This window comes from Labrenzia sp. ATLA3, from assembly GCF_057180185.1.
Window position 1 is genome coordinate 61,107 of the sequence record NZ_JBXUKV010000001.1, and the last position, 15,221, is coordinate 76,327.

The window sequence follows — 15,221 nt, forward strand, 5'->3', positions numbered from 1 at the left end:
CGGTTCTCATGCCCGTTTCAACAGACACTCCCGTTATCCGATCGGCTACCAAAGAAGATTTTCAAGGTCTGTGTGCACTCTACGCGCAGCTTATTTCGGATGACATTGCCGCCGCTGAAAAGTTGCAGCTCGAAACTTTTGACCAAATTCTGGCTCAACCGGGCGTCAATTTGCTTGTCGCAGACCTGAACGGCGCACTGGTTGCGACATGCATGCTGGTCATCGTCCCGAACCTCACACGCGGCTGTGCGCCCTTTGCTCTCATTGAAAATGTCGTCACACACGCTGACTGGCGCGGCAAGGGAATCGGAAGAGCGCTGCTTCAAAGCGCCACTGACACGGCCTTTGCGTCTGGTTCTTTCAAGGTGATGCTGCTGTCTGGTGCGGCCAACAAGGATGCGCATCGATTTTACAAAGACCTTGGTTTTGCCACCACAAAGACGGGGTTTGAAATGCGCGCACCCGGATTCCCCGCACGGACATAGACGCAAGCACTTTGCTTCAATGACGCTCCCCGGTCTGGACAGACCCGCATTTGCCTGCCTTCATTTCAAAAGGCAAAAACGGGAGGCGTAAAACATCATGGCCGGATACTTCGGAACAAAGCAGCAGGTTCAACTGCAGCAACGCGCTGAAGAGCTGTATGGCTGGACCATGGAAACTCCTGGTGCCTGCTGTAACGTCCGCATGCTCGGGACAGACGCCCCTGAGGTTTTGGGTTTCGACACTATCTTCAACTCACTCGAAGAAGACGGTGTCTTCGGATTTCGCCTGCTTGACACAAACGGACACGCAGATCTGGAGAACACACTGACTGAAAAGGGCTACCGGCTGGACACCTGGGATGTATTTGTCGGCGACGCTGAGGCAATCAAAGCTGCAACGACGCCAATCCTTTCAAGGGACCTTCCGGACGGACTTCATACATTTTCTGGACTGGACGGAGCTGAGGGGCCGCTGACGGGTTCGTTTCAGGAATTCGTTGCCGCCGCTGGCATTGCGCCTTTGTCCGGTTCATTTCTGAATGGAGACCACGGCTCCGTTGTTTCCGTCGGACTGTTGGATGCAACAGGCGGTTTCGCGGCCTGCGCGCACGGTTATCTGCCACACAATCAGCACAGCCCATTTTGCCGCTATGCGTGGGGCGGTCTCGTAGCCGTTGCCCCCGCTCATCGTGGTAACGGCCTGGGCACCTATGTCAACGCAATGATGGCGGACGCATGCCTGACCGAGCTTGCGGCAAGCCATCTCTATGAGCTGGTGTCGTCGACGAATATGACGTCACGCCGCATGGTGGAAGGTTGTGGGCTATCCCTGTCACGACAGCTTTATTCCGGGCTGGCCACGAGCGGAGCTGAACGCTTCACACGTTAGTGCTCCGAAACCAGCCTCCCCAGCGGCTTATCCCAGCCTCGACAAACAAGACCCGCTCTTTTGAAGTTGGTATTACCCTTCAAAAGGTTTTGCGCGCGGCACAATTGGGCCGTGATCCTGACCATCCTCAGGACCTGCCAGCGGGTCATCGCCTTCTGCAGCGCTGCCTGTTATAGGCGGTCCGGCATAGTCGTCAGGCGGCGGAACGGTGGAGGCGGCCTTACAATCAGTCAGCCAGATGTCGTAGACGGGATGTTCGACAGCATGGAGACCGGGACTGGCCGCAAACATCCAGCCGGAAAAAATCCGCCGCACTTCGTTGTTGAGCGTGATTTCATCGACCTGAACAAATCCGGTCGTCAGAGGCGACTCTGTCTGAGGACGTGTGTAACAGACCCTTGGCGTGACTTGCAGCGCCCCGAACTGAACTGTCTCGCCGATGTAGACATCGAACGAGATGATACGTCCAGTGATCTTGTCGAGCCCCGAGAAGACAGCGACCGGATTCTCGATCTTTTCCGCGTGCGCCGAAGCCAGGGGCGTTACCGCCGCCATCGCCGCTATTCCAAGGCCTGCGCGCAGGCGCCTAACCGCTCTCATGATGTCAAACTGGTCCGCCATCAGCTTCAATTCGATTCCTCGGATGCCAAGCATACGTATGTTCTTTTATGCGGCGCTAGCACCGAATTGCGGCCCGGAAAAGACAAAGCTTGTTCCGGGCCTCGAAATGATCTAGCCGATTTCCGCCAAACGGCCGAGAGCCGTCTGGACCTTCTCCAGCTTTTCTCTGGATTCGGCAACTTTTTCCCGTTCACCGTCGACAACCTCTTCCGGGGCCTTGGCAACGAATGCCGGGTTTGAAAGCTTCTTCTCGATCTTGGTGATTTCACCTTCCAGCTTGCCGGCTTCTTTCTGAAGACGAGTCTTTTCGGCGCCGAGATCGATCACACCGGCGAGCGGAAGACAAACCGTGGCTTCACCAACAATGATCTGGGCTGCGCCTGAAGGAGCCGCATCTGCCAGCGTCACTGTCTCAGCTCGGGCCAAACGAAGAATGGCGGACTCGTGGGTCTGCAGCCGGGCTTTGGTCTTCTCGCTGGCCCCCGTCACGATCACGGAGACCTTTGTCCCTGCCGGAATGTTCATTTCCGCGCGAACTGACCGGATTTCGGAAATCAGATCGACAAGCCAATTGATTTCCCCAGCTGCGTCCTCGTCAGAAACCTTCGCTTCCGGCCAGGCCGCCAACATAAGCAGACTGTCCTGAGCATTGCCTTCATCACCCAGGCGCTCCCAAAGCTCTTCCGTCAGGAACGGCATGATCGGGTGCAGAACCTTCAGAATCTCGTCCAGTGCCCAAGCAGCGGTCGCACGCGTTTCTGCCTTGGCAGCTTCGTCTTCGCCGTTGAAGATCGGCTTGGCCAGTTCAAGATACCAGTCGCAGAACGTGTTCCAGGTAAAGCGGTAGATCGCACCACATGCATCATTGAACCGGAAGTCTTCCAGAGCCGCGGTTGCTTCGGCGATGCAGCGGCCCGTCTCGGTCGCAATCCAGCGGTTGAGCGTGTGCGTGGTTGCTGCCGGATCGAACCCTTGCACGCGCGCGCATCCGTTCATTTCCGCGAACCTTGCCGCATTCCAGAGCTTGGTCGCAAAGCGCTGACCGCCTTCAGCAGCCTGGTCGGACATCCGCAGCATTCTGCGGGCCTGGACTTCCTGGCTTGCAAGCGCGAAGCGGGTCGCGTCGGCCCCGAACCGTCCGATCAGATCCAGCGGATCAATCACATTGCCGGTCGACTTGGACATCTTCTTGCCCTTGCCGTCGACGACGATCGAGTTGAAATAGACCGTGTGGAACGGCACTTCATCCATGAAATGAAGTCCCTGCATCATCATCCGGGCAACCCAGAAGAAGATGATGTCGAGGCCCGTAATGAGCACATCGGTCTTGTAGTAGCGTGCCAGTTCCGGCGTCTTGTTCGGCCAGCCCATTGTCGAGAACGGCCAGAGCGCGGAAGAGAACCAGGTATCCAGAACGTCTTCATCCCGCGTCAGCGCCTTGCCGCCGGCCATTGCAACGGCTTCTTCCTCGGAATGCGCGCAGTATTCCGTGCCGTCTTCGTCATACCAGACCGGGATCTGATGGCCCCACCAGAGCTGGCGCGAAATACACCAGGGCTGAATGTCGTTGAGCCAGTTGAAGTAGACCTTTTCGGCGTTGCCGGGAATAAGTTTGGTCGTGCCGTCCTGAACGGCTTTCAGGGCCGGTGCCGCCAATGTCTTGGCGTCGACGAACCACTGGTCGGTCAACATGGGTTCGATGACGACCTTGGACCGGTCTCCGAACGGCTGCATGATTTTCTTGGATTCAACCAGCGGCAGACGTTCCGGCGCGTCCGCGCCTTCCTCCAGCGGACGAACGACTGCCCCGCCAAGTGAATTCCACTCCGGCGCCTGTCCCTTCATCCATGCGACATCCGGATGGTCGGCCGGAACCGTGACGGCCAGACCTTCCGCCGTGATCTGTTCAATCACCCGTTTACGCGCTTCGAACCTGTCGAGACCGCGCAGGTCCTCCGGAACGATGTTGATCAGGTCGACCTCTTGAAGGGTCATCTCAGCGCCATTGATGATCGCCTGAGCCTTGCCGGCTTCTTCGACATAAGGCGCACCGTCGGCGCGCATCGCACCCTTGGTGTCCATGAGACGGTACATCGGGATCTTGTTACGCTGCGCGACGCCGTAGTCGTTGAAGTCATGCGCACCGGTGATCTTGACTGCACCCGAGCCGAAATCCGGATCCGGATACTCGTCGGTGATGATCGGGATCAGGCGGCGATGCTCCTTCGGCCCGACCGGAATCTCGCAGAGTTTACCAACAATCGGCTTGTATCGCTCGTCATCCGGATGAACCGCAACCGCGCCGTCGCCGAGCATTGTTTCCGGGCGTGTCGTGGCAATCGAAATATAGTCGCGGGTCTCGCGAAGGGTGATGTTCCCCTCTTCGTCCTTCTCGACGTATTCATAGGTAGCGCCACCGGCCAGCGGATAGCGGAAGTGCCACATGTGGCCATCGGTCTCGATGTTCTCGACCTCAAGATCCGAAATGGCGGTCTCCATTTTCGGGTCCCAGTTGACCAGCCGTTTGGATTTGTAGATCAGGCCCTCGTTATAGAGGTCGACAAAAACCTTGCGAACAGCCTCGGACAGGCCTTCGTCCATCGTGAAGCGTTCACGCGACCAGTCACACGACGCCCCCAGACGCTTCAGCTGAGCGATGATTGCGCTGCCGACTTCACCCTTGTAGCGCCACGCCCGTTCGACAAATGCCTTGCGGCCGATTTCTCTGCGGCTCGGCTCATTGCGCTCGGCCATCTGTCTTTCGACAGCGATCTGTAGCGCAATGCCTGCATGGTCCGTTCCCGGCTGCCAAAGGGTGTCGAAACCCTGCATGCGTTTCCAGCGGATCAGGATGTCCTGCAGGGTGTTGTTGAGAGCATGCCCCATATGCAGCGAACCGTTCACGTTGGGCGGCGGAATTACGATGGAAAAGGAGGCTGCGCCCTCTTTGGCACCAGCTCCGGCCTTGAAGGCCTCCGCCTTTTCCCAGGTTTCGTAAATCCGCGGCTCAACGCTGGCCGCATCGTAGGTCTTATCCAGCATCAGGGTCACTCAATGGGAGAATGAAATTCGATTTTCGTGAAGCACCGTGTAAATCGGATGCGATGCCGCAAGTCAACCGCCTATGCAGGCCAATCCCGCAGCCATGTGGCGCTTTTGGAAGGAGAAACGCCTATCCGTCGATCCGAACTTGGGTCCGAAGGCGTTTGCTGCGATAAGCAGATCATGACCGTTTCAATCCGTCCGCACCACCTGCTTTGCATGCTGACCTATCTGGGCAAGGGCTATACGCCCGCCTTCGTCGAGAACTACAGCATAATCGTTCAACGCCTGAATGACGGTGAGCCAATCGCGTTGGTGGATGGTCCTGACGCCTTGTGTCACCCCATGCTGAGCGAACCGGGCTGCCATTGCCGAAATGAAAGCGTTCGTAACAGAGACCGGACGGCGGCCAACGATATCGCACATGCTCTCGGGCACTCTGTCGAAACCGGCGACAGTTTCGTTTTAACCGGCCAGGACATCGCTCTTTTGAGAAATGCATTCGCCAACGGCGCACTCCGAAAGGCTTGCGAAGGATGCGAATGGCATCACCTGTGTTCGTCAATTGCCCGGAAAAAATTCAGGGGATGCCATCTGGCACCCCCTGACTGAAAACGTCGGGCAATTTCGGCCTAGCGCCGGCGCGTCACGCGCTGGATTTCCTTCTGGACCATCTGCTCCACCATGCCGGGCAGGTTCTGGTCGAGCCAGGCCTTCAGCATCGGCCGCAGCATTTCCTTGACCAGCTCTTCCACTGTCTGCGCCTGGGTCCCCACAAACATGTTCGACAGATTGTCGAAAGCTGCGTGAACCGCTTCGCCAGTGTTCATCGAGGTCAGAGGGGCGTCGACGGGCACATCCGGCAGGTCGTCCGGTACCGGGCTGGTCTCAATGGCCGGCTCAGGATCGAATGCCGGTTCCGGCTCGGGTGCTGGAGAAGCCGCGAAAGAAATGTCGCCGTCATCACCGTCCAAGTCCTCAGCCATACCCTCGACCATGTCCATTGCATCGTCTTCGGGAATGGCCAATTCTTCAGTCAGCTCAAGAACATCGTCGCCTTCGTCTTCTTCGGCATCCGCGGCCATCGCCGCTGCCATATCATCCGCATCATCGTCTTCCGCGGGTATGTCTTCTTCGACGTCGCTGCTCATGTCGAACAGCTTGTCGAGATCGTCCTGGGACATTTCGGAGGCATCGCCCATATCGTCCGTCGCCTCTTCTTCTACTGGTGTCTCTACGGGTTCAGTGCTGCCGTTTTCGCCTTCGTCGGCTCCCTGGGAGTCCTCATCGGATATGATTCGGCGGATCGATGCGAGGATTTCCTCCATCGACGGCTCATCAGCCTTCTTCGCCTGCGCCATGACTTCCCCCGTACTTACCGGCTACGCTCAGGAACAATCAGTTCCGTCAAAATGATTCGTTAACCGAAATTATGAGGGTCCATAGGAAACGCGCAAAGTGAACGCGCTCCGATGCATCGCCTTATCCCCTTTTTAGTCGGAAATTACCGACCACGGGTGGATATCGCCCAAGCGCTTCTCGTCATCCTTCGTAAATTTATCAGGATGTTATGCCAAACAACAAAAGCAGCTGAAGATCTTTCGACCATCAGCCACCATCGTGACGGAGACAAGTTACGAGTTTCTTAGCGGCCATCCGGTGTACGCAGTCCGAACCACTGATCGCGCACAGCCTGGTAATGCTGTTTCGGATTGTAGCGAGCAACACTGAGGCCGAGCGATTCTGCATCCAGCCGGCCCACAGAGGCGACCAGCTGATAGCCGCTTACGATCCGGTTACGCTGTGCGGTCACGAGATTTGATTGCTGTATCACCAGTTCACGCTGCGCATCCAAGACATCAAGTGTTGTTCGCTGCCCGACGCGCTGCTCTTCAATGACACCTTCCAAGGCGAGCTGCTGCGCCTTGACGGCGGCCTGTGCCGCAACAATGGAAGCTTCAGCAGCCTGGTAATTGCCCCAGGCGGAAATGACGTTGGCCCGAATCTGATCGCGTGCGACATCCAGCTGCAACCGGGTCTGGCCCAGTTCTTCCTTCGCCTGACGAACCCGCGAGGACACGCCACCACCCTGGTACAGCGGAATGCTGACATTTCCGAAGATCTGGGCATTGTCGCTATAGTCGGTCACGGGTGACGGGTTCCACGATCTGGAAACGCTGCCATCAAGTGTTACTGTCGGCAGAAGCTCACCTTCGATCGTCTTGATGTTGAAGATGGCGGCATCGACCAGATGCTGAGCCTGACGGATCAACGGCTGGTGCGTTTCGCTCATCTGCATCGCGTTTTCGATGGACTTCGGAACAAAACGGCTGATGGACGTGTCGGCCGACAGGCTGCGTGCTTCCACACCGATGATCTGGCGATAGATGGCACGACTGGTGTTCAGGTTGGCCATTGCGGTGTTGAGGCTGGCACGTGCTTCGGAAGCACGGGCTTCCGCCTGGCTCACATCCGTCCGGGTGCCTTCACCTACATCGAACCTGTCGCGAGCGGCCCTGACCTGTTCCTGGAGGAAGGCAAGGTCACTACGCTGCAGCGACACAAGAGCGGTATCCCTGATCACATCCACATAGGATGTGGCGGCGTCGAGCAGTGTGTCCTGTTCCGTCGACATAAGGCTTTCGCGCTGAGCGCGAACGACAGCTTCTGCCTGACGAGTGGAGTTGATCGTCCGGAAGCCACGGAACAGGGTCTGACTGATGGTCAGGGAGATCGACGCATTGTTGCGGTAGTCGATCGTCGAGTCGGCCCCTGTTGCGAGACGCCCGGCCGCTGCTGATGCCGTCACTGTCGGCCGCCATCCGGACAGCGCCTGCGGCACGTTTTCATCCACACCACGAAGCTGCGCACGGGCTGCATTCAAGGTGGGGTTATTGGAATAGGCAAGAGCCAGCGCTTCTCTGATCGTTTCCGCTTCAGCGGGAGACAGGGAGGCACCAGTTAACGAGGCAGCGGAAACGCCCCCCATCAGCCCTACAGCAATGGTCAAAACTTTTAGAGTTGAACGACCAGACACCCCACACTCCTCACGGGTCAACCGACTTGATCATGTTGAGTAAACTGATGGGTGTTATTCTTCAACCGTTTGAGAGCGGATAATTGCGAATTTCCCCGAGTGCGGCTTAATGGCAACAAGTTCCCGCTGCATAAAGTCCAAATCTGATTGTCAAAGAAAAACCCGCCGGACTCCAGCGGGTTTCCAATTATCTGACATGGCGTCGACGCCTTAGAATACGAACTCTTCCGCTTTGGCGAAGCCCGGCAAAAGGCTCACAGATGCATTGAAGCCGAATCGGCTGCTGACCGCAGTGCCCGACTTTTGGTAAAGCTTGGCGACACCGGATCCACCGCGACCTTCGATCACGGCCAGGCGGCCAGCGGGCTTCAACTGGTCTGTCAGCGTCTGTGGCAATACCTCAACAGCACCATCCACAAGAATGACATCGTAAGGGCCCTCGGAGGAATAGCCCTCGGCCAATGCCCCTTCCACGACCACCGCATTTTCGGTGCCGAGGTCTACCAAAACCTCAGTGGCGGTCTTTGCGAGATCCGGATTTTCCTCCAGAGCGACGACAGAAGCAGCAAGTTTGGAGACCACGGCCGCGCTGTAGCCAGTTCCCGCCCCGATGACCAGAACGATATCGCCTTCCTGGATTTCGGCCAGCTGCACCAGCTTTCCGAAAATATGCGGCTTCATCAGCATACGGCCCGTATCGGCCCCACCAACCGGAAGGTCCTCATCAATATAGGCAACGGCACGCTTGGATGCCGGTACGAAGCGCTCGCGCGGCACCAGTTCCATTGCGTCCAGAATCCGGTGATCGGTCACATCGTTGGTACGCAGCTGGTTATCCACCATCTTGCGGCGGGACTGATTAAAGTCCGTCATATCGGCCCTCACTTTGACATGCCGGATTACCGGCGCCTCTTGAGAAACGTTCATTAGCGATGCAAAGGCTGCCTGACAAGTATCCGTGCAAACAGATCCCGCAATCGCACCACGTTTCTGCGGAAAATAGACTGCGACAAAGGGGTTTCTTCAAATCGGTCTCCCGCAACGGTGGAAATGTGTACGGCGTTAAATTCAGGGCTTGACCAAATCGCGCAACTGTTTGATAAGGCGCGGCACACCACCTAGGGGCCCTGTGGCGGAGTGGTGACGCAGCGGATTGCAAATCCGTGTACACCGGTTCGATTCCGGTCGGGGCCTCCACTTCCTGTTTTCGCTCAGATCGTTTTTCACGTGCCGTCGCCTGGACGGTGCTGGTGATTTCTTGATCCGTTGCACCTTGGCCTCTTTTCAGAAGCGCTGCAAACGGGAAATCCTCGTGAATGTGCAATCCGAAAACGCCGCTGCCGAACGGTAAGTTTTGAGCGTATCTTCACGCAGCAACTTCAAGACCGCTGGAAAACGACTAGGATGTGCTCCCCTTTTTTAGGATTCGTGGCCTGCCGAAAACGGCGACCTTCAACTCCCCCTTTGCCCGCTTGCCCGCTTTGCCTCGACGTTTGATGTCGAAGACCTATAGCCGAGCCGGACAGATCGCAGCGGTCCGTAGGTCCCTGAACATCCCATGCGCCTACTTTCTGGCTTGACCTGACGTTACAATTTCCCGGAAGCTCACCTCATGAAGGAACCTAGTTTCACTATCGGGGTCGAGGAAGAATATCTCCTTGTGGACAAATCGACCCGCAAGCTGGCGAGTTCGCCGCCGCCCGAGCTCTTCAAGGCTTGCGAAAACGCCCTTGAAGGACGCGTCAGTCCTGAATTCCTGAAATGCCAGATAGAGGTCGGCACACCGGTCTGCTCCAGTCTTCAGGAGGTGCGATCTGAACTCGGGTTCCTCCGCAAGACGATTGCGGACGAAGCCGCAGCGTTCGACCTGGCACCAATTGCGTCCTCAACGCACCCGTTCGCAGATTGGACGGACCAGCCGCACACAGACAAGGAACGCTACAATGAAATCGCCAGAACCATGCAAGTCGTGGTCAAGCGCATGGTGATCTGCGGCATGCATGTGCATGTCGGCATCGAGGATGAGGAATTGCGCATCGAGCTGTTCAACCAGCTCGCCTATTTCCTGCCGCACCTGCTGGCCCTCAGCACATCCTCGCCTTTCTGGCGAAGCCGGAACACCGGTCTGAAATCGTACCGACTGTCGGTTTTCAACGAGATGCCGCGAACGGGGCTGCCACCCGGTTTCAACAGCTATTTCGACTATCTGCACACGGTTGATATTCTCGTTCGCGCCGGCGCCATTGAGGATGCCACCAAGATCTGGTGGGACCTGCGCCCCTCGGACAGGTTTCCAACATTGGAAATGCGCATAACCGATGTCTGCCCGCTGCTGGACGATGCTATGGCGATTGCAGCAACCTTCCGATGCCTATGCCGAATGCTCTTCAGGCTGCGCCGTGTCAATCAGGGCTGGCGGCAGTATTCGCGGTTTCTGCTGGCGGAAAACCGTTGGCAGGCACAACGGCACGGAAGCACTGCCAGACTTATCGATTTCGGCCTGAATGAAACAACAGCTTTCCCGGACATGATCGAAGAGCTGATCGAACTCATCCAACCCGACGCCGTTCATTTTGGCTGTGAGGCCGATGTGGCCCACCTGAGAGAGATTGCTGCAAGGGGAACATCCGCTGAACGCCAACTCAAACTGGCCGGAGACTTTCCCGAGGACGGTCAGATACCTCAGGACACCCTTGTAAAGGTTGTCGACCAACTGATTTCGGAGACTCAACAAGGGCTTTGACGGAAGGAAACCTTCCCAGGTCTTGAAACGTGATAACAACCGAATTATCGCGGCGGCGTGCCATGTGCGCCTGTGTGAAAAAACTCCGAAGAACCGGTGAGCACAAACGCAAACTCGTCAATTTCCTCTATCACCGCCGCTGCTGAACGTGACAGGCCCGACCTGGGGCGCATGCCGCGCTGTGCCTTGATCAACGCCTGCCGTGCAAGGGCAAGCTGAACCAGCAGAGCTTCACGTTCGGTATCCTGCAATGGTGAATGACGGCTGCTTTTTGGCATCGGGCGTCCTTTCGTGCACTTTACGATCAATTTGTTCTTCTTTTGTTCTTTCTTCTGCAAATCGCCAGGCCTGTCAATGCGCCTCAGGTTGCTTTGTGGTGTGCCGTACCCGCCGCCCTTGCACGCAATCGGTAACCGAGCTGACAGGTTTCGCCATAAACGCTTGAAAGCACGAGCACCTTGCGCTTAACAACGAGATGCTGCTTCCGAGCAGACTTTGGAGACGTTCCTGCGGCAGCGCATGTCGGGACCGTCTGTACTTTTGATCTTTCAACCGGCTAGATGACTGGACGAAGGGTGGATTGTCCGATCCGCCAACTGCAAGAGGCATATTCGATGGAACACGGCGGGGATTTGACCCTTGCGATTGAGCGCTTTGGCGGAACGCGGGACGACTGGCTGGATTTGTCGACCGGGATCAATCCCTACAGCTACCCTGTACCGAACGATCTACCGTCTTCAGCCTGGACCGCCCTGCCCGCGCGCGGCGCGGAAGAACATCTGATTGCAGCCGCCCGAAACGCATACCGTATTCCAGACCATCTCGGTGTTATTGCAGCGCCGGGGACGCAGATCCTCCTGTCGCTGCTGCCGACGATCCTGCCGGATGGACCGGTGGTCGTGGCCACTCCGACCTACACCAGTCACAAGGATTCCTGGACCCGGGAAAGCCGCGCACCAATTGAGGTGTCCAGCGTCTACTCCCTGCCCGCCGATACGAAAATCCTGGTTCTCGTCAACCCGAACAACCCGGACGGGCGTCTGACAGATGTCAAAAGCCTCATCGAGATCGCACAGACATTGAGTGCAAGAGGCGGCTATCTGGTGGTTGACGAAGCCTTTGCGGATGTCGTTCCGGGAGCCAGCCTGCTGCCGCATATCGGTACGGAAAACGTCGTCGTGCTGAGATCCTTCGGCAAGTTCTTCGGTCTTGCCGGTTTGCGTATCGGCTTTCTCGCCGGTGAAAAAACTGCGATCTCCAGCATGTCCAGACTTCTGAATAGCTGGAGCCTCAGCGGTCCGGCACTGGAAATCGGTGCCAAAGCCTTGAGAGACAGTGCCTGGCAGGACCGGATCACCCGGCAGTTGATTGAGGATATGGCGGACCTCACCGTTGCCCTTTCACAAGCCGGCCTTAGCGTATTCGGCGGCACACCTCTTTATGCGCTCGCCGGTCTGCGGAATCCGAAGGCCTTGCATGAAAGCCTCGCCCGCAGACGGATCTGGACACGGATATTCGACTACGCCCCAACCTGGATCCGTTTCGGCCTGCCCGGTGGCCCGGAAAACCTGAAACGTCTGACCGACGCTCTTGACGAAGCGCTGCAAGAGGTCTGACGGACTGGAATGCTCCTCTACGACCACGCCCTCTGGCTGCTTCTCGCAGCGCTGTTACTGGACGCCCTGATCGGCGATCCTGACTGGATGTGGCAACGCCTGCCACATCCGGTCGTCTGGATCGGCAAAGTGATCGGACTGTTCGACCGTCGTTTCAACAAGACGGAATACGCCCCTGAAACGCGAAAACTCGGTGGCGTTCTGACATTGCTTGTTCTGCTCGCCGGTGCCGGATTTATCGGTGCCGCAATTGAGGCAACCGCCAACTGGCTGCCTTATGGCAGGGTGCTTGAGGCTGTCGTGGCCGCGATTTTCATTGCCCAGAACAGTCTCTACCGTCACGTCGCCGCGGTCCGGGACGGGTTGATCAAAGACGGGTTGGACGGGGGGCGCAAAGCGGTTTCCATGATCGTCGGACGCGACCCGAACCGACTGGATGAGGCCGGTGTCTCGCGGGCAGCCATCGAGTCCTGCGCCGAGAACTATTCTGACGGGATCGTGGCACCTGTCTTCTGGTTCGCCATGCTCGGCCTTCCCGGATTGATCGCCTACAAGGCAGTGAACACGGCCGACAGCATGATCGGCCACAAGAACGAGGTTTATGCCGACTTCGGCTGGGCCGCTGCCCGGTTCGACGATCTGATCAACCTGCCCGCGTCACGACTGGCGGGTCTTTTTATCGCTCTCTGCGCGCCCTTGTCCCGAGGTTCGGTGCGCAAGAGCATCGCCTGTATTCTGGATGATGCGAGAAAACACCGCTCGCCGAATGCCGGCTGGCCGGAAGCCGCCATGGCAGGTGCGCTGAACCTGGCGCTTGCAGGCCCGAGGGTCTATCCGGGGTATACGGTCAACGACCGCTACCTGAATGCGAGCGGACGCAAGGATGCAAGGGCGGAAGATATCACGCGCGCCTTGAGGATCCTGGTCGGCTGCTTCGCGCTTGAAGCATTGCTGATTGCAGGTCTGGCGCTGTTGCTGGCCTTCTAGATCAAGCGTTTTCACCTGTTCCGCGTGCAATCTTCAGGATGGACTCTACATCGAGGACCTGGTCCAGATGCCGTGCGAGATCGTCCAGAATCCGGTCGATGTCTTGATCGTAGCTGAGCTCTGACCGGACGCAGAGAGCCTCCAGAAATGCGGCACGGAAATCATCGTCGGTGAAAAGGCCATGGATGTAGGTTCCATAGACGCGACCATCCGTCGAGACCGCACCATCTGCCCGCCCCTCATCAAGTCGCATCATGGGGTTGGCACAATCCGGCCCGGACGTGCGGCCGACATGAATTTCGTATCCGGACACAGGGGCTCCGCTGGCAACATGGGTACCGCGTGCGGCAATGGTTGATTTTTCTGCCGTCAGGATGGTTTCGACATCCAGATATCCGAGTCCTTCCGCCGTTCCAGGAGATCCCTCGATACCCTCCGGATCGGAGATGGTCTTGCCCAGCATCTGGTAACCGCCACAAACGCCCAGAATATGCCCGCCCCGGCGATGGTGTGCCTTGAGATCAATGTCCCACCCCTGCTTTCGAAAGAAAGCAAGGTCTCCGACCGTGGACTTCGACCCGGGTAAAAGCACAACGTCGGCGTCTCCCGGCAACGGCGTGCCGGGCTGAACAAGCTCCAGTGTTACGCCCGGTTCAAGCCGGAGCGGATCGAGGTCATCAAAATTGGCGATCCGTGAAATCACGGGCACGACAATCTTCAGGCCGCCATCCCCAAAACCGTCTGACAGACCGAGTGCATCCTCCGCAGGAAGTTTCGCTGCGTCGGCAAACCACGGCACAACGCCAAGACCCTGCCATCCGGTGCGTCTTTCGATTTCCCGCAAGCCCTCATCAAACAGGCTTGGGTCGCCCCGGAACCGGTTGATGAAAAAGCCCTTGATGCGCTGACGTTCTTCATCTTCCAGAACCGCGCAGGTTCCCACAACGGAGGCGATGACACCGCCGCGGTCGATGTCTGCACACAGGATCACCGGCAGATCAGCGGCTTCGGCGAAGCCCATGTTAGCGATGTCACCAGACCTTAGATTGATCTCCGCAGGGCTGCCCGCGCCTTCCACAATCACCAGATCCGCACCTGAAGCGTTTATCGAGAAACTTTCCAGAACTCTCGGTAATAATTCCGCTTTCTGCTTTCCATACTCCCGTGCCCTCATCGTCCCATGGCGCTGCCCCTGGACGATCACCTGCGCACCGGTGTCCGTCTCGGGCTTCAACAAAACCGGGTTCATATGAACGCTCAAGGGCACGCGGCAGCCCATGGCTTGCAACGCCTGAGCTCTCCCGATCTCACCACCGTCGGCCGTCACGGCAGCATTGTTCGACATGTTCTGTGGCTTGAAAGGGCGAACCGACAGGCCGCGGTTGGCAAACAGACGGCACAGACCGGCTACGATCAGGCTTTTGCCTACATTCGAACCCGTACCCTGGATCATGATTGCCGGCACCTTGCCGGTGGACATCTGTTCAGCCATTCAATTTCAGTCTTTGCCGAAAGGAGGCGCCCCATAAGGCCGGAACTCGGAGGGGATCGGCAGGTTGGCGAGCCGCAGCTCGAGTATCAAGCGGACCGTCGGACGCACAGCGAACAGAACAGACCCGATAACGAACAGCCAGGTGCCCGCATAAATCAGGCTGTCGTAGAAAAAGAAGATACTGCCGACAAGAAAGGTCAAGGCGGCCAGAAACTCGACGATGGTTCGATAAAGTTCGTATTTTCGAACTATTTCCACATGCGTCTGCGAGGCCGTGCGGAGACGATGGTCGAATAGCTTTTTCATCCT

The 15,221-nt window shown here is 57.5% G+C and carries 14 protein-coding genes and 1 tRNA gene; 7 read left to right on the plus strand and 8 right to left on the minus strand.

The window, feature by feature from the left end:
• Positions 1-8: 8 nt before the first annotated feature.
• Both AC2A6O_RS00275 and AC2A6O_RS00280 read left to right on the plus strand, forming a co-directional pair.
• Positions 9-485 (plus strand): GNAT family N-acetyltransferase, encoded by a 477-nt coding sequence (locus AC2A6O_RS00275; RefSeq protein WP_498925292.1) that lies wholly within the window; start codon positions 9-11, stop codon positions 483-485.
• 97 nt (positions 486-582) lie between these two features.
• Complete coding sequence (locus tag AC2A6O_RS00280) at positions 583-1,374, plus strand: GNAT family N-acetyltransferase (protein ID WP_498925293.1); 792 nt, start codon at positions 583-585, stop codon at positions 1,372-1,374.
• 72 nt (positions 1,375-1,446) lie between these two features.
• Here the strand turns inward: AC2A6O_RS00280 and AC2A6O_RS00285 are convergent, their stop codons facing one another.
• Both AC2A6O_RS00285 and AC2A6O_RS00290 read right to left on the minus strand, forming a co-directional pair.
• Entirely contained in the window at positions 1,447-1,929 is a 483-nt protein-coding gene (locus AC2A6O_RS00285) for a DUF2155 domain-containing protein (RefSeq protein WP_498925903.1), read from the minus strand.
• 177 nt (positions 1,930-2,106) lie between these two features.
• Positions 2,107-5,037, minus strand: a complete 2,931-nt coding sequence (locus tag AC2A6O_RS00290) for a valine--tRNA ligase (protein WP_498925294.1) — start codon at positions 5,035-5,037, stop codon at positions 2,107-2,109.
• A gap of 183 nt (positions 5,038-5,220) precedes the next feature.
• Between AC2A6O_RS00290 and AC2A6O_RS00295 the strand changes: the two genes are divergently transcribed.
• A complete protein-coding gene (locus tag AC2A6O_RS00295) occupies positions 5,221-5,649 on the plus strand; it encodes a DUF1284 domain-containing protein (RefSeq protein WP_498925295.1) in 429 nt (142 codons plus the stop codon).
• A 20-nt stretch (positions 5,650-5,669) separates the two neighbouring features.
• Here the strand turns inward: AC2A6O_RS00295 and AC2A6O_RS00300 are convergent, their stop codons facing one another.
• The 3 genes from AC2A6O_RS00300 to AC2A6O_RS00310 all read right to left on the minus strand — a co-directional run bounded on the left by AC2A6O_RS00300 (position 5,670) and on the right by AC2A6O_RS00310 (position 8,947).
• A complete protein-coding gene (locus tag AC2A6O_RS00300) occupies positions 5,670-6,398 on the minus strand; it encodes a PopZ family protein (RefSeq protein ID WP_498925296.1) in 729 nt (242 codons plus the stop codon).
• Positions 6,399-6,682: 284 nt separating this feature from the next.
• Positions 6,683-8,074, minus strand: a complete 1,392-nt coding sequence (locus AC2A6O_RS00305; RefSeq protein WP_286192769.1) for a TolC family outer membrane protein — start codon at positions 8,072-8,074, stop codon at positions 6,683-6,685.
• Positions 8,075-8,284: 210 nt separating this feature from the next.
• A complete protein-coding gene (locus AC2A6O_RS00310; RefSeq protein ID WP_498925297.1) occupies positions 8,285-8,947 on the minus strand; it encodes a protein-L-isoaspartate O-methyltransferase family protein in 663 nt (220 codons plus the stop codon).
• Between the two features lie 250 nt (positions 8,948-9,197).
• Between AC2A6O_RS00310 and AC2A6O_RS00315 the strand changes: the two genes are divergently transcribed.
• Both AC2A6O_RS00315 and AC2A6O_RS00320 read left to right on the plus strand, forming a co-directional pair.
• A tRNA-Cys gene (locus tag AC2A6O_RS00315) sits at positions 9,198-9,271 on the plus strand.
• A 415-nt stretch (positions 9,272-9,686) separates the two neighbouring features.
• A complete protein-coding gene (locus tag AC2A6O_RS00320) occupies positions 9,687-10,817 on the plus strand; it encodes a carboxylate-amine ligase (RefSeq protein ID WP_498925298.1) in 1,131 nt (376 codons plus the stop codon).
• A gap of 44 nt (positions 10,818-10,861) precedes the next feature.
• On the opposite strand, the gene AC2A6O_RS00325 is transcribed toward AC2A6O_RS00320, so the two are convergent.
• Positions 10,862-11,155, minus strand: a complete 294-nt coding sequence (locus tag AC2A6O_RS00325; RefSeq protein ID WP_498925299.1) for a hypothetical protein — start codon at positions 11,153-11,155, stop codon at positions 10,862-10,864.
• Positions 11,156-11,449: 294 nt separating this feature from the next.
• Here AC2A6O_RS00325 and cobD point away from each other — a divergent pair, with 294 nt between their 5' ends.
• Entirely contained in the window at positions 11,450-12,433 is a 984-nt protein-coding gene (gene cobD, locus AC2A6O_RS00330) for a threonine-phosphate decarboxylase CobD (protein WP_498925300.1), read from the plus strand.
• 9 nt (positions 12,434-12,442) lie between these two features.
• Positions 12,443-13,420, plus strand: coding sequence for an adenosylcobinamide-phosphate synthase CbiB (cbiB, locus tag AC2A6O_RS00335; protein ID WP_498925301.1), 978 nt, complete (start codon positions 12,443-12,445; stop codon positions 13,418-13,420).
• Between the two features lies 1 nt (position 13,421).
• Here the strand turns inward: cbiB and AC2A6O_RS00340 are convergent, their stop codons facing one another.
• A complete protein-coding gene (locus AC2A6O_RS00340) occupies positions 13,422-14,912 on the minus strand; it encodes a cobyric acid synthase (RefSeq protein ID WP_498925302.1) in 1,491 nt (496 codons plus the stop codon).
• Positions 14,913-14,918: 6 nt separating this feature from the next.
• Positions 14,919-15,218, minus strand: coding sequence for a YrhK family protein (locus AC2A6O_RS00345; protein ID WP_148587007.1), 300 nt, complete (start codon positions 15,216-15,218; stop codon positions 14,919-14,921).
• Positions 15,219-15,221 lie beyond the last annotated feature (3 nt).

What these genes read in the sequence shown, in the direction of transcription:
- AC2A6O_RS00275 (WP_498925292.1), top strand. Translation starts at nt 9, where the DNA reads ATGCCCGTTTCAACAGACACTCCCGTTATCCGATCGGCTACCAAAGAA.
- AC2A6O_RS00280 (WP_498925293.1), top strand. Translation starts at nt 583, where the DNA reads ATGGCCGGATACTTCGGAACAAAGCAGCAGGTTCAACTGCAGCAACGC.
- AC2A6O_RS00285 (WP_498925903.1), bottom strand. Translation starts at nt 1,929, where the DNA reads ATGGCGGCGGTAACGCCCCTGGCTTCGGCGCACGCGGAAAAGATCGAG.
- AC2A6O_RS00290 (WP_498925294.1), bottom strand. Translation starts at nt 5,037, where the DNA reads ATGCTGGATAAGACCTACGATGCGGCCAGCGTTGAGCCGCGGATTTAC.
- AC2A6O_RS00295 (WP_498925295.1), top strand. Translation starts at nt 5,221, where the DNA reads ATGACCGTTTCAATCCGTCCGCACCACCTGCTTTGCATGCTGACCTAT.
- AC2A6O_RS00300 (WP_498925296.1), bottom strand. Translation starts at nt 6,398, where the DNA reads ATGGCGCAGGCGAAGAAGGCTGATGAGCCGTCGATGGAGGAAATCCTC.
- AC2A6O_RS00310 (WP_498925297.1), bottom strand. Translation starts at nt 8,947, where the DNA reads ATGACGGACTTTAATCAGTCCCGCCGCAAGATGGTGGATAACCAGCTG.
- AC2A6O_RS00320 (WP_498925298.1), top strand. Translation starts at nt 9,687, where the DNA reads ATGAAGGAACCTAGTTTCACTATCGGGGTCGAGGAAGAATATCTCCTT.
- cbiB (WP_498925301.1), top strand. Translation starts at nt 12,443, where the DNA reads ATGCTCCTCTACGACCACGCCCTCTGGCTGCTTCTCGCAGCGCTGTTA.
- AC2A6O_RS00340 (WP_498925302.1), bottom strand. Translation starts at nt 14,912, where the DNA reads ATGGCTGAACAGATGTCCACCGGCAAGGTGCCGGCAATCATGATCCAG.
- AC2A6O_RS00345 (WP_148587007.1), bottom strand. Translation starts at nt 15,218, where the DNA reads ATGAAAAAGCTATTCGACCATCGTCTCCGCACGGCCTCGCAGACGCAT.